The organism is Arthrobacter sp. BL-252-APC-1A (assembly GCF_009696625.1).
Taxonomy (GTDB): Bacteria; Actinomycetota; Actinomycetes; order Actinomycetales; family Micrococcaceae; genus Arthrobacter_B.
The window spans coordinates 148297-160757 of the sequence record NZ_VULS01000008.1 but is presented as its reverse complement, the minus strand read 5'-3'; the positions used below and the strand labels follow the sequence as shown (position 1 = coordinate 160757).

Annotated in this window: 13 protein-coding genes and 1 tRNA gene; 6 read left to right on the top strand and 8 right to left on the bottom strand. The window is 64.2% G+C overall.

The annotated features are described in order from the left end of the window. Nucleotides 1-37: 37 nt before the first annotated feature. Nucleotides 38-598: a hypothetical protein gene (locus tag FYJ28_RS13130; RefSeq protein WP_154579579.1), complete on the bottom strand. Its 561-nt coding sequence runs from the start codon at nt 596-598 to the stop codon at nt 38-40. A 282-nt stretch (nt 599-880) separates the two neighbouring features. Here FYJ28_RS13130 and mptB point away from each other — a divergent pair, with 282 nt between their 5' ends. Continuing rightward, nucleotides 881-2419 carry a polyprenol phosphomannose-dependent alpha 1,6 mannosyltransferase MptB gene (mptB, locus tag FYJ28_RS13125; RefSeq protein ID WP_154579578.1) on the top strand — a complete coding sequence of 513 codons (1539 nt, stop codon included), beginning with the start codon at nt 881-883 and terminating at the stop codon, nt 2417-2419. On the opposite strand, the gene FYJ28_RS13120 is transcribed toward mptB, so the two are convergent. Beyond that, complete coding sequence (locus FYJ28_RS13120) at nt 2382-3641, bottom strand: glycosyltransferase 87 family protein (RefSeq protein WP_055240852.1); 1260 nt, start codon at nt 3639-3641, stop codon at nt 2382-2384. The two genes, mptB and FYJ28_RS13120, sit on opposite strands and share 38 nt — an antisense overlap. 120 nt (nt 3642-3761) lie before the next feature. Between FYJ28_RS13120 and FYJ28_RS13115 the strand changes: the two genes are divergently transcribed. After that, nucleotides 3762-4238 carry a DUF3224 domain-containing protein gene (locus tag FYJ28_RS13115; protein ID WP_154579577.1) on the top strand — a complete coding sequence of 159 codons (477 nt, stop codon included), beginning with the start codon at nt 3762-3764 and terminating at the stop codon, nt 4236-4238. Here FYJ28_RS13115 and FYJ28_RS13110 read toward each other — a convergent pair. The 5 genes from FYJ28_RS13110 to FYJ28_RS13090 all read right to left on the bottom strand — a co-directional run bounded on the left by FYJ28_RS13110 (nt 4235) and on the right by FYJ28_RS13090 (nt 7979). Next, the gene (locus FYJ28_RS13110) at nt 4235-4987 is read right to left on the bottom strand and encodes a M50 family metallopeptidase (protein WP_154579576.1); all 753 of its coding nucleotides are present in this window, start codon (nt 4985-4987) and stop codon (nt 4235-4237) included. The two genes, FYJ28_RS13115 and FYJ28_RS13110, sit on opposite strands and share 4 nt — an antisense overlap. Then, nucleotides 4984-5748 (bottom strand): anti-sigma factor, encoded by a 765-nt coding sequence (locus tag FYJ28_RS13105; RefSeq protein ID WP_154579575.1) that lies wholly within the window; start codon nt 5746-5748, stop codon nt 4984-4986. The genes FYJ28_RS13110 and FYJ28_RS13105 overlap by 4 nt, the downstream gene beginning before the upstream one ends. After that, the gene (locus FYJ28_RS13100; RefSeq protein ID WP_055240855.1) at nt 5729-6298 is read right to left on the bottom strand and encodes an RNA polymerase sigma factor; all 570 of its coding nucleotides are present in this window, start codon (nt 6296-6298) and stop codon (nt 5729-5731) included. Before FYJ28_RS13100 ends, FYJ28_RS13105 begins: the two co-directional genes overlap by 20 nt. Nucleotides 6299-6368: 70 nt before the next feature. Beyond that, entirely contained in the window at nt 6369-7034 is a 666-nt protein-coding gene (locus tag FYJ28_RS13095) for a class F sortase (protein ID WP_154579574.1), read from the bottom strand. 117 nt (nt 7035-7151) lie between these two features. Continuing rightward, nucleotides 7152-7979, bottom strand: coding sequence for a DUF4397 domain-containing protein (locus FYJ28_RS13090; protein WP_055240856.1), 828 nt, complete (start codon nt 7977-7979; stop codon nt 7152-7154). 207 nt (nt 7980-8186) lie between these two features. Here FYJ28_RS13090 and FYJ28_RS13085 point away from each other — a divergent pair. The 4 genes from FYJ28_RS13085 (at nt 8187) to ettA (ending at nt 11320) form a co-directional block, all read left to right on the top strand. Next, nucleotides 8187-8262: transfer RNA gene (locus FYJ28_RS13085), tRNA-Arg, on the top strand. Nucleotides 8263-8481: 219 nt separating this feature from the next. Further along, nucleotides 8482-9048: a single-stranded DNA-binding protein gene (locus FYJ28_RS13080; protein ID WP_055240857.1), complete on the top strand. Its 567-nt coding sequence runs from the start codon at nt 8482-8484 to the stop codon at nt 9046-9048. Between the two features lie 28 nt (nt 9049-9076). Then, complete coding sequence (locus FYJ28_RS13075) at nt 9077-9553, top strand: DUF6993 domain-containing protein (RefSeq protein ID WP_055240858.1); 477 nt, start codon at nt 9077-9079, stop codon at nt 9551-9553. Nucleotides 9554-9637: 84 nt separating this feature from the next. Beyond that, complete coding sequence (gene ettA, locus FYJ28_RS13070; protein WP_055240859.1) at nt 9638-11320, top strand: energy-dependent translational throttle protein EttA; 1683 nt, start codon at nt 9638-9640, stop codon at nt 11318-11320. 73 nt (nt 11321-11393) lie between these two features. Here ettA and FYJ28_RS13065 read toward each other — a convergent pair whose 3' ends face one another. Continuing rightward, nucleotides 11394-12293: an acyl-CoA thioesterase gene (locus FYJ28_RS13065; RefSeq protein WP_055240860.1), complete on the bottom strand. Its 900-nt coding sequence runs from the start codon at nt 12291-12293 to the stop codon at nt 11394-11396. Between the last annotated feature and the right edge of the window lie 168 nt (nt 12294-12461).

Sequence of the window (12461 nt, the reverse complement as noted above, 5' to 3'; positions counted from 1 at the left end):
AGACAAATGTACCCCTCACCGGTCGGGCGCCGCCGGTTCAGAGCTTGGAGTGGCTGCGCTGGCGGCGGTCCTGGCGATCCGGATTTGCAGTCTGAACCGATGCACGGAGGGCAGGAACGTATGGCTGCACCGGGAGCGAACCGGTTTCAGGCGGGCCAAAAGTGCGGGTCCAGCGGCTTGCGGGGACAGCGGACTCAGTCCGGCGTCCGGTAAGGAATTCCTGTGCGGCGTCTGGTGCCAGCGGAATGGGCGGGACTTCGGCATGTTGTTTCGCGTCCGGCTGAGGATCCGGAAGGAGGCGGTGTGTGCCGCCCGCTTCTGCCGCGGGCTCCGAGGACGGAGCCGGGGAGGCGGCCGCTGCTTCCGGCGCTGCACTGCGGGAGGCATACCAGGCGCTGACAAAGGCCGTCAGGAGGAGTCCGGAGGTACCGGCTGTAAATGAAACGGGTATCCCGGCCCAGAGGAGGCAAAGCGCGGTGATGCCGGTCAGGAAAACACCCCAGCCCAGCAGCTCCGGATTGCGCTGCGCACGTCCTGCCTGCTTCGCGGCGCGTTCTTCGCGCCGCCTGACTTCTGGTTCTGCCCGGTGGCGCCCCACAGCCCATACCGCCTTGCCTTGTCCGACCCAACCGGACCAGTCTATGTGAGCCGCAACGCAGTGCCGGTGCAGCACGCCGCGGCGTCCCGGAGCGTGTCCATGTCTCGATGCTAATATTTGGCCTACTGACGAAGCCGCCGTTGTGGATCCGCCGCCGGAGAGCTGCGCGCGGATTTCGATTGCGGGTGCAGGCATTGCGCGCGCTCATCCGGGCGCATGCCTATGTGCCCGGCGCCGGTTCGTTGGGACCGCCGCACGAACCAAAGATTGGAACGACCCACGATGACCGCCCAGGTCCCTGCGACCGAGCCTTCGTCTCCCGAATCGGAGAGCACGAAAACCGACCATCCGAACGTCGCGATCATCCAGGGTTTCATCGGTTCGGTGATGATGCTGGCCGGTTCGCTCGGCGTGGGATGGCTCTCTCTTTCCTCTTTCGAACTCCGCCGTGTCGAATTCATCATGTGGCTGCGTTTTGAACCCGCGGGTGCGGTCATTTCAGTTCTGCTGCTCGCCCTGGGCGGGATGCTCCTTGTGCGCTCCTGGCTGCGCTTCGGTCAGCGGATCGGGGACTGGGGGCCGCATTCCAGGCCGTATGTGCTCAAGGCGATCCTGGCCTGGGGCGGACCTATGTGCCTGACCCTTCCGCTCTTCAGCCGAGATGTCTTCGCTTACATTGCGCAGGGCCTGGTCATGGTGAGCGGGCTGAACCCGTACAAGGACGGCTATTCCCAGATTTCAAACTACCTGCAGCTGGGTGCTGATGATCTTTGGGCACAAAGCCCCACGCCCTACGGCCCGATCTTCCTCTGGCTCGAAGAGATCGTGGTTCGGATTACGGGCGGCCAGACCGAGTTTTCAATCCTGCTGTTCCGGCTGATCGCGCTGATCGGCGTGGCAATGTGCGTTTACTACGTGCCCAAGCTGGCCGAACTTCACGGGATCAATCCCAACCGGGCGCTCTGGCTCACTGCAGCCAACCCGCTCTTCCTGACCAACTTCATTGCCAGCATCCACAACGACGCGCTGATGATCGGGCTGGCCCTCGCGGGACTCTACTATGCTGCAACCAAGCGCGGTGTACTGGGAATCCTGCTGGTCACGCTGTCCGTGGGCATCAAGCCCATCACGCTGATCTTCCTGCCGTTCATCGGTCTTATGTGGGCAGGCAAGGGTGCTTCCTGGCCGCGCAAGTTCCTGTTCTGGTTCCTCACGGCAGGGATATCCCTCGGGTTCCTCGCCATTCTTGGCGTCGTCAACGGACTCGGATTTGGCTGGGTCGGCGCTCTGAGCACTCCGGGAAGCGTGTGGATCTGGTACGCCCCGGTTGGCTTCCTTGGACTTATCGTGGCGACCCTGGGAAATTCGCTGGGGTTGCCCGGCTGGTCCTTCGCGGACTTCGTGCACACTATTGGGCGGCTGGCGTCCCTCGCAGTCGTTGCCTGGCTGATGTTCGTGGGGGACTACTCCCGGCTGGTTCGCCGGCTGGCACTGGCCTTCGCCGCGATCGTCATGCTGGCGCCCATGATCCAGTCCTGGTACGTGGTGTGGCTGATCCCGCTCTTCGCAGTCACCGGCATCCGCAACGACTGGCAGGTCAAGACGCTGTACCTGTTCGTGTCCTTCTTTATGGTTTACGCGATCAGCGACCAGCTGGACATCTGGCCGTACTTCGAGTTCAGCCTCAGTGCAGCGCGGCAGATTGCCGCGGTTACCGCCGTCGCGTTCGCCCTCTACCTGATTTTCCTTGACCCCAAGACCAAGGTGCTCTTCCGCAAGAAGCTTACGGAACCTGTCCCGGGCGAACTGCGGATTCGCTGAGGGCACCTGCCCGGGCCAGACCCACGATCTTGCCGACGGCCCAGACGAAGAGGGCCATGAGCAGCAGGTTGCGCACGGTCAGCAGCAGTGCGACCCCGATGTTCAGGTCGTCATAAAGGGCCTCGTAGAACATTGGGTAGACCAGGGTCGTGAGGGCCGCCACGGCTATCATCATGGCCGCGGGCAGCCGCCAGGCGCGCCCTTCCCAGGCAATGCCAACGGCAACCACAGCGCCAAGCCAGAGCATAAACTGCGGCGAGCCGACCTTGTTGAACACGATGAAGGCTGCAACGAGGGCCAGGGAGCCGGTGGCCAGCAGGGCACCGGTGTCCGCGCCCCGGCGCAAGGCCCAAATCAGCAGGGCCACGACGGCGACGGCGGCCAGTGCAAGGAGCGGCGTCATGAGGGCCGCCACCGGCTCGCCCAGGGCACCGCGGACCTCGCGCGTATTAATCACGGTGTCTTCAAAGATGTGCGCATCTGAACGTCCCAGGATTGCCTGCCACAGGCCGGGAGTGGTGAACGGGGCTTCCAGCTGCATGCCTCGGTCTCCCTGCGCTCCGACGAAGCTCAGCAGGTGCCGAAGGCCTCCGGCGGCGGTCACGACTGCGGCAATAACTGCGGAAAGTGCCGCACCGGTGATGAGCATGGTCAGGCGGCGCTTTGAAACTGCGAGGACCGCAAGGATTACTGCTGCCGGCCAAACCTTCATCCACGTGGCAGCGGAGAGCAGCAGGGAAGCAACCACCGGGCGGGATGCAAGCAGGAGCAGACCCATGATCACCAGCGGGACGGTGAGTCCGTCAATGCGGCCGACGGCGACCGGCCCGAGCAGGGCGGTGATGCCGAGCCACCAGTAGGCGGCGACGCAGCGCTGGCGGGTTCGCGGGGCCGTCAGGACGGCAAAGCCTGCAGCATTCAAAGCCGTGAAGATCAGGAACCAGGCGAACTGGTAGGCGCCGTAGCCGAATGCGGATGCCAGCAGCATGGGCACCAGCGCGCCGATCGGGTAGACCCAGTCACTGCTGATGCCCTGCCACGCTCCGTCCCGGATTCCTTCGAAGGCCCACTGACGGTAGAACTGGATATCGCTGAGAACCTCGCCGGTGAAAATCAGGGGTGAGAGGAGTCCGAAAAAAAGCAGGTGAACGCCGGCGAAGGCCAGCCACAGAGCCTTTGTTTGCATGTAGCGGGGCTCGGCAGCAACCGGTGAGGACGACATGCGAGGTGGTACTCCTTAACAGCGGATTCTGGATGCGCAGGCCGCCGCACCCCAGCGATAAGGGTACCTGTGGCGCAACTCCGGCATGCAATCGGAGGCCGAACACGGAATACTGGTGGCATGGCCGACGGAACAGAGCACTCGATCACTGCCGATTTTGAAGTTTCCTCCTGGGAGCCGACCCCTTATGTAGTGGAGGGGACCAACAGCGAGCTCTCCACCGTTCGTGCGGTCAAGGTCTTCGAAGGTCCCGTCACGGGCACGAGCATTTCCGACCTCCTCCTGGCCGGCAACGCAACAGGGGCCGGCTACGTCGGCAGCGAGGTCTTCGCAGGCAGCGTTGAAGGACGTGAGGGGACCATGGTGATACAGCACTGGGGCCTCGCGGAAGGGGAGGCTACGGCATCGTCCGGCCACATCATTCCGGGCTCGGGAACCGGAGGACTCACGGGAATCTCCGGCGCGGCGATCTTCTCCCAGACCGAAGACGGGCAGCACCGCGTTGAGCTGCGGGTGTCCTTCCCACAGAATACGGCGGAACAGGATGGTTCCGGGACGGAGCAGCCTGTCGGCGGACAGGAAGCCGGCTCCCGCTAGCCTGCCAGCCAGCCCGGCAGGGAAAATGCCGGAGCGAGCAGCCGGAACGCAGTGGCAGTGCATGCACCTATCACCCCGGCGAACAGCCCGAGCCACACGACAGACGGCACGCCCGAGCGCTGGGCCAGGATCCAGGCATCCGAAGACTGCAGCGATCTGCGGCGCCGGGTGTGGACGGTGACCACGTTGAGCCAGTCCCGGACAGCACCGACCAGCAGGGCGATTCCAAGGGAAGCAACGACGGAGGCCGCAAAGGTGGCCGGAACAAACCAGAGCAGCAGCACCGCTGTTACTGCGCAGCCGCCTGCTATCGCCGCCCCCTGTAGATTCCGGATGAACACCAGCGCTGCCGCCAGGACAAGTACACCCCCTGAGAGGGCGGCAGACGCCCAGCCGGTCTGGGCTGCCCAAATAAGCACCAAGCCAGTCAGGGCCGGAACGGGATAGCCCCAGAACCCGGCCCAGAGGGCGCCGAACCCGCCACGCCCGAGGCTTTTCATCTGCCCCGAGTGGTCGAACCGCAGTTCAATGCCTGAAATTCGATGGCCGACCAGCAGTGCGGCGAAGGCATGTCCGAGTTCGTGGACAAACGTGACGAAAAGTCCAAACCACCGCCATGTTTGCCGGGGCACCGCCAGCAGCACCGCGGCAGCCGTAACAGCCACCAGCAGCCAGGGGTCTGCATCCAGGCCACCGGTGCGGCTGAATCCGGACGTGATCCTGTCCCAGAAGCTGACAGCCCAGGTCAAAGGTCCAGCTGACCCCTCAGGATCGAATTTCCTGAGTGCTCGGGGTTGCCGTCGTGTGGTTCGTCGGAAATATCCACGATTGGGTAAGCGCTGAGGTCTAACCCGTCCGGGATTCTCAGGCGCGCCTCGGTGCCGTCCATCTCGCCGAGGCTCACCATGGACGTGATATCCGGTGAGATCAGCCAGACTTCCCGGTAGCCCTCTGCATCGGCACTGCTGGAGGTGATGACGAGTTCGCGTTCGCCGTCGGGCAGGAGGTCCACGGTGGCGGTACCCTCGTCGCTGTAGGAGGGCAGGGGAGCCAGCGGAACCGAAGCAATGACCTCCGGTGCGGGCTCCAAATTGCGCACAACACCCCAGGTCGCTGCTCCCGCGACAACGGCTGCTGCGGCTGCCGCGGCGAGCCATTTTGCTCCGCTGCGGCGGCGGCGCCGTTCATCTGCGAGGGAAACGGGCTGCGACGTATCAGTGGAAGAGGCCCTCGGACCCGCGCCCGCAGCCGGTTCCTGTCCCCGTTCGTTTTCCAGCGGATCGCGGCGCAGCGCAGGGTCAAGGTTGAGTGCTTGATGGATCCCGGCCCAGACCGCGGGGGGAGGAACTGACCCCTCCGGAGCGCTGCTGCGGCCGGCCCGTACAACCCGGCCATAGGCACTGATTTCACTGCGGCACTGTTCACATGACTCAAGGTGCGCCGATTCTTCGGCGGCAGGTTCCTCACCGAGGGCCAGGAGAGCCAATGCATCATCGTGCAGGTGCTGCATCGCTTACCTCCAATCTTTGCCTCAGTTGAATAAGTCCCCGGCGGATGTGGCTCTTGACCGTTCCCAGCGGCAGGCTCAGCTGTTCCGATATCTGCTGGTGGGTCATGTCCTCATGGAAGGCCAGGCGGAGAATCGAATGCTGAGGTTCGCCCAGGCGGGTGAGCTCCGCATCCAGAACCACTTTGTCTGCCACGCCTTCCTGGTCAGGTCCCCGTGTTTCGTCCCGCTCGCTTCGTGCGGCGGCGCCTTCGAGGACGTCTTCCTCACGGATCCGGGACGAGGTCATTGTTGAAGCAACGTTCCGAGCGATGCCCACCAGCCATGCAGCGAGGGTTGAACGCTCCGGCGAATAGGTCTCGCGGTACCGCCAGGCACGGATAAAAACTTCCTGCACGGCGTCGTCTGCAGCCCCGGGATCTATGAGGCGCCGCAGCGACATCGTCCGGACCAGCGGAGCGAAGCGGCGGTATGCCTCGGCAAGGGCTGCCTCCTCACCTGCGGCGAAAGCCTGGTCGAGGCCGTCGTCCCGCTCGGGGGCACCGGATGACATCGGGGGAGTACTCCTGCCGTTGGCCTGCTGACGTGCGGCGCGGGGGGGGTAGCCCGCGTGCGGATTTTCCCTATGATACCGGTGTTGCCGTGAGCACAACGTTATCTTCATAGTCGTTCTCCGTGTCGAGCCACTGGCCGCCGCAGGTGACCAGCTTCAGCAGATGATCCCCCGTCCGGTCGAAGAGGCGGTGTCCGTCAAGGGATCGCTTGGCGATGTTCTCTACCTGCTGTGTCCGGTACACGACGGTGGAGCCGTCTTCCCTGGTCACAGTGACTTTGGTTCCTGGTGCCACGTCCTTCAGGCCGGCGATGGGCAGCACCTCCGTTTGTGAGTCCACATGTGCGGCCAGGACCGAAGACCCGGCGTCGGCACCTGGTGCCGGTCCGTAGCGGTACCACCCGGCCTGGACGTGGTTGTCGGGAATGGTCATTGCGCCGTTGTCCTCCACTCCGACCGGCACTACCTCCAGGTCAATACCCGTACCTTCCACCTGGACCCGGACCGGGGCGGGGATGGCTTCCTCCGCTTCGGGGGAAGCCTGCCGGATTGGAATGCCTGCTGCGGGAGATGACGCAGTGGGGGATGATGGCGCGGACTGCTGAGTCTGCGGCGAAGCGGAGCTGGCTGCCGGTTCCTGTGCTGCAGGCCCGCCGGCGCACGCTCCCAGCGCCAGAGCTCCGGCGGTCAGCCAGGCTGCAGCGAGGTATCGGCGGGAGCTTCCGGGGTGGTGCATGTAAGGAGCCTTTCAGGGTGGTTATCGGGGAACTTCGTGATATGGGAGAAGGTGCAGTGCAGCCGTCACGCCGGCTGCACTGCACCTTCGGATTGGAGGGCGCTGCACGCCCGCGGACTACTCCGCGGAGGTTGCGTCCACGGTGCTGCGGCGGCGGGCCACCACAGCGGTGCCGGCCAGTGCCATCAGCGTCAGGCCACCGGCGGCGGCAAGCATGACGCCGGAGTTGTCCTGGGCTGCGGGCAGGGCACCCGGCACTGCGTTGGGCGCGCTTTCCATGCCTTCGACGGTCTGGGTTGCGAGGGCGAGGTTGCCGTCTTCCAGGGAGCCCCATGCGTAGACGATGGTGTGGACACCTTCAGGCAGGGTCAGATCGGCCGGGCCAATGACAGGCTCAGTCGTGCCTGCTGCCGCCACGGAGGCCGAGATGGTTCCGGCGTCCACGGGAAGTGTCTTCTCATCGGGATTCGCCAGGTTCGTGATCACCGGTGTGCCGTTGGCGAGCACATCTACAGCGGGAGCGGCGGCCACGTGGCGAACCGTGAGGTGTGCCTTCCCGGCCTCGATGGTGGACATGTCATTGGTGTAGAGGTTGGCGGTCGGGGTGCCGTCCTCGGCAAGGTTTGCCACCGCCGTGAAGTTGCCGCCGGCGGTGAGGTCTGCGGTTACCGGACCGATGATCGGAGCGGAAGCGTCAGCTGCATCCGGAGCGGTAATGGCGAGTTCGTAGCTGCCTGCGGGCAGGGACAGCGGCCCGGCCATACTGCCGGGCGTGAAGTCATCAAGGGTCAGCTCACCATTGACGTAGACATCCACGGTGGTGTCCGGGACGGCGTGGAAAACTGAGAGCTGGGCCTCATCTGCTGCCGAGGCTGCGGGTGCGGCTGCCAGGCCTGCTGCGGCTGCCAGGCCGGCTGCTGCAAAAATTGTGGTGGTCCTGCGCATGGCTTCTCCTAATGTGTTTTGCCGGCCGTGTTGCCCGGCTCCTTTGTGGCCTACACCTCCTTTACCGGTGGGCCGGCGGGTTTGGATGCAGAAGTATGAAAAGTTTTTCGAAAACTTTTCCACGCCCGCGCGTGCCTCCGTTTGGCACGCTGCCAGCCGTTTCGCTGCCGGGGACCTGTCCGGGTGCGTAGTATCATCGTTTGGTCTGCCCCCGTAGCTCAATGGATAGAGCAACGGCCTTCTAATCCGTAGGTTGCGCGTTCGAGTCGCGCCGGGGGCACCATCCCTGAAGCCTCCAGAGCCCTGCAGTGCGCTGGAGGTTTCACCCTTTTCCGCTTCCGATCCTTCCGCAGGCACTTCCCCTCCACACCCCCGCGTATGCCAACCGATGACTTCGAATCATCCACATGGCTGACCGGCGCGGTTTTCGCATACGCGATACCGGCCAGACTGGCTGGACCGGCCAACCGCCGGCACTGAACCGCAGGAGAAGGGCAGATTGATGACTGACACCATTACCCTCCGGGGCTACGTTGCGACGGAGGTCCGGACGACAACGGCGGACAGCGGACTGGCCATCGCCGGATTCAGGATGTGCACCACCGAACGGCGGTTCGACCGTGATTCCGGGTTGTGGGTGGACGGCCATACGAACTGGTACTCGGTCTCGATGTTCCGCCAGCTCGCCACAAACGCCGGGGTGAGCATCCACAAGGGAGACCGGGTGATCGTAACCGGCAGGCTGCGCGTGCGGCAGTGGGCAACCGACGGCGGCCGCAGCGGGACCTCGGTGGATATCGATGCCGACGCCGTGGGGCACGACCTCATGTGGGGCACCGCCAACTTCCGGCGGAACATCGGCGAGAAGGCGTCCCTGCGCACTGCGGCTGCAGGGGAGGACGGGGAGACGCAGGGCGGCAACGCATTTGAGGGGGACGTTGATCCGGTAACGGGGGAACTGCTCGGCTCCGGCGGGGAAACGGACTCTACGGGCGGCCTGGATAACCTGGCGGGGTTTGAGACGCAGAGCCTGCCTCACGACGCCGAACCCGAGCCCGCCGCCTACTGACTGGGCAGCTGCGTGGCAGAATGTCAGGGTGAAGGCAGCCAAGCAGGTCAACAGGTTCCGTTTCCGGATTGGCGCCGCGGCTGCCGTCCCGGCCGTTCTGGCGCTGGCACTCTCCGGCTGCAGTCCTGCCCCGCAGCCGGCGGTTCCGTCCGCATCAGAATCCTCGTCAGCAGCCACGGAGGGCAGTCCTGCTCCCGCCGAAGCCGCCCCTGAGCTGTCGGCGCAAGTCCAGGCGGTTGAAGCCGCACTGACCGAGCTGCTGGCCGCCAGTCCTTCCCCGTCGCGTGAAGCGGTGCGGGAGGCCTATGTCAGTGCCGGTTTCAGCCCGGATGCGGTGGAGGTTTCCCAGGACGGCACGCCGACTGGCCTAGGTGTGGACTCGATCGTCTCTGCCGCGCCGGAAGGCAGCGACTGCATCGTCGGCGAGATCCGCGGCGGGAGCCTGAGCATCACCACCATTCCGGTGTTGTCCAACGGTGACTGCCTTCTGGGAGATGACCGCTAGAACGCTCCCTCCCCGGGGCGAATGGCCTCTGGCGCGAGTGCCGCAAAATGGCACTTAGTGGCTTCAACCCACTAGCCTGAGAGCATGGCGGAATTTATCTACACAATGACCAAGGCCCGAAAGGCCGTTGGCGACAAGGTTATCCTCGACGACGTAAGTATGTCCTTCTATCCCGGCGCCAAGATCGGCGTGGTTGGGCCGAACGGTGCGGGTAAGTCCACCATCCTGAAGATCATGGCGGGCCTGGACACCCCGTCCAACGGCGAAGCCAGGCTCAGCCCCGGCTACACCGTGGGTATCCTCCTGCAGGAACCGCCCCTGAACGAAGAGAAGACTGTCCTGGGCAACGTCCAGGAAGGCGTCGGGGAAATCTACTCGAAGATCCAGCGCTTTAACGAGATCTCCGAAGAGATGGCCCAGCCGGACGCTGACTTCGACTCGCTGCTCGAAGAGATGGGCAAGCTGCAGGAAGCCATCGACGCCGCTGATGCATGGGACATTGATTCCCAGCTCGAACAGGCGATGGACGCACTGCGGTGCCCGCCGCCGGACTCGGATGTCACCGTACTCTCCGGTGGTGAGCGGCGCCGTGTCGCGCTCTGCAAGCTCCTGCTGCAGAAGCCGGATCTCCTGCTGCTCGATGAGCCCACTAACCACCTCGACGCCGAGAGCGTCCTGTGGCTGGAACAGCACCTCTCCTCGTACCATGGCGCTGTCCTGGCCGTGACCCACGACCGCTACTTCCTCGACCACGTTGCCGAGTGGATCGCAGAGGTCGACCGCGGACACCTCTACCCGTACGAAGGCAACTACTCGACCTACCTCGAGAAGAAGCGTGCCCGCCTTGAAGTCCAGGGCAAAAAGGACCAGAAGCTGGCCAAGCGCCTGGCAGACGAACTGGACTGGGTCCGTTCCAACGCCAAGGGCCGCCAGACCAAGTCGAAGGCACGTCTGGCCCGCTACGAGGAAATGGCAGCCGAAGCCGAGCGCACACGGAAGCTTGACTTCGAAGAAATCCAGATTCCGCCGGGACCGCGCCTTGGTTCCCTGGTTTTGGAAGCCAAGGACCTGCAGAAGGGCTTCGGTGACCGCAAGCTGATCGACGGGCTGTCCTTCTCGCTGCCCCGCAACGGCATCGTCGGCGTCATCGGGCCGAACGGCGTCGGCAAGTCCACACTGTTCAAGACCATCGTTGGACTTGAACCGTTGGACGGCGGCGACCTGAAGATCGGCGAGTCCGTCAAGATCTCCTACGTTGACCAGTCCCGTGGCGGCATCGATCCCAACAAGACGCTGTGGGAGGTCGTATCCGAAGGACACGACTTCATCCAGGTGGGGCAGGTTGAAATGCCTTCCCGCGCCTACGTGTCCGCGTTCGGATTCAAGGGACCGGACCAGCAGAAGAAGGCGGGTGTGCTTTCCGGCGGTGAGCGCAACCGGCTGAACCTGGCGATGACCCTTAAGCAGGGCGGAAACCTGCTGCTGCTCGATGAGCCGACTAACGACCTTGACGTCGAAACGCTCTCCAGCCTGGAGAACGCCCTGCTCGAGTTCCCCGGCTGTGCCGTTGTGGTCTCCCACGACCGCTGGTTCCTGGACCGCGTTGCCACGCACATCCTGGCGTGGGAAGGCACTGACGAGAACCCCGCTGACTGGTACTGGTTCGAGGGCAACTTCGAGTCCTACGAGCAGAACAAGATTGAACGGCTCGGCCCGGACGCTGCCAAGCCGCACCGCGTTACGCACCGCCGGCTGACGCGCGACTAGTCACCGCGATTCGAACAAATACAAAAGCGCCCTGCCAGCCGGCAGGGCGCTTTTGTATGTCCGGCCAGGGAAACTACTGCGAGGCAGGATAATCCGGCAGGCGCAGCATGCCTTCCTGCGCGATGGTTGCCACCAGCTGGCCATCGCGGTTGAAGATCCGTCCGGTGGAGAGGCCCCGGGCTCCCGAGGCACTCGGGGATTCCTGCACGTAGAGAAGCCATTCGTCCACGCGCAGCGGCCGGTGCCACCACATGGCATGGTCCAGGCTTGCCACGGACATTCCCCGGGACGCCCAGGAGATGCCGTGCCGCCGCAGCACCGGTTCCAGGATGGTGTAGTCAGTGGCATAGGCCAAAGCAGCCCGGTGCAGGTTCTGGTCATCCGGCATGGGCCCGAATGTCTTCATCCAAACGGCATTGCGTGCCGTCCGTTCCGGATCAGCTTCGAAGTAAACAGGCTGGGACACATGCCGGATATCCATGGGCCGGTAATAAGACCAGGCCTTGGCTACGGGGTGGTTGAACTGAGCCAAAAGATCGGCGGTGGTGGGAAGCGACTCAGGATCCGGGATGCCTTCGGGCATTGGCTCCTGGTGGTCCAGACCTTCATCGGGAATTTGGAAAGACGCAATCAGGGACAGGATCGGCACACCGTTTTGATAGGCGTGCGTGCGGCGCGCGGAAAACGAGCGGCCGTCGCGCAGCCGCTCCACGCCGAAAGTAATCGGCACTTCAGTGTCTCCGGGACGCAGGAAGTACCCGTGCATTGAGTGCATATGCCGGTCCCCGGGCACTGTGCGCGCCGCCGCCACCAGCGACTGGCCGAGTACCTGCCCGCCGAAGACACGCTTGCGCGGCTCGTGCTGCGACCCGCCGACGAAAATATCCTCGTCGGTCTTCGCCCCGCCGGCATCGCTGAGATCCAGGAGGTCGATCAGTGCTGCGGTCGGATCAAAGTCTTCGGCTGGTGCCATGTGGGTGTGTCTCCTAGCGGGCGGTGTTCATCAAGCCCGCCGCAGAATACGTCACGGAGGGCCTGTTTCGAGATTAGACGTATCCGCAGGTAACACCCAACATTTGTGCTGGCCGGGACACCGTCCGGCTCCACCGGCCGCCGGCAGGAAGCAGTGGGGCCGCTGCGC

Excerpts from the sequence above, each read along its gene's own strand:
- mptB (WP_154579578.1), top strand. The coding sequence starts at position 881 with ATGACCGCCCAGGTCCCTGCGACCGAGCCTTCGTCTCCCGAATCGGAG.
- FYJ28_RS13120 (WP_055240852.1), bottom strand. The coding sequence starts at position 3,641 with ATGTCGTCCTCACCGGTTGCTGCCGAGCCCCGCTACATGCAAACAAAG.
- FYJ28_RS13115 (WP_154579577.1), top strand. The coding sequence starts at position 3,762 with ATGGCCGACGGAACAGAGCACTCGATCACTGCCGATTTTGAAGTTTCC.
- FYJ28_RS13105 (WP_154579575.1), bottom strand. The coding sequence starts at position 5,748 with ATGCAGCACCTGCACGATGATGCATTGGCTCTCCTGGCCCTCGGTGAG.
- FYJ28_RS13100 (WP_055240855.1), bottom strand. The coding sequence starts at position 6,298 with ATGTCATCCGGTGCCCCCGAGCGGGACGACGGCCTCGACCAGGCTTTC.
- FYJ28_RS13095 (WP_154579574.1), bottom strand. The coding sequence starts at position 7,034 with ATGCACCACCCCGGAAGCTCCCGCCGATACCTCGCTGCAGCCTGGCTG.
- FYJ28_RS13090 (WP_055240856.1), bottom strand. The coding sequence starts at position 7,979 with ATGCGCAGGACCACCACAATTTTTGCAGCAGCCGGCCTGGCAGCCGCA.
- FYJ28_RS13080 (WP_055240857.1), top strand. The coding sequence starts at position 8,482 with ATGACTGACACCATTACCCTCCGGGGCTACGTTGCGACGGAGGTCCGG.
- ettA (WP_055240859.1), top strand. The coding sequence starts at position 9,638 with ATGGCGGAATTTATCTACACAATGACCAAGGCCCGAAAGGCCGTTGGC.
- FYJ28_RS13065 (WP_055240860.1), bottom strand. The coding sequence starts at position 12,293 with ATGGCACCAGCCGAAGACTTTGATCCGACCGCAGCACTGATCGACCTC.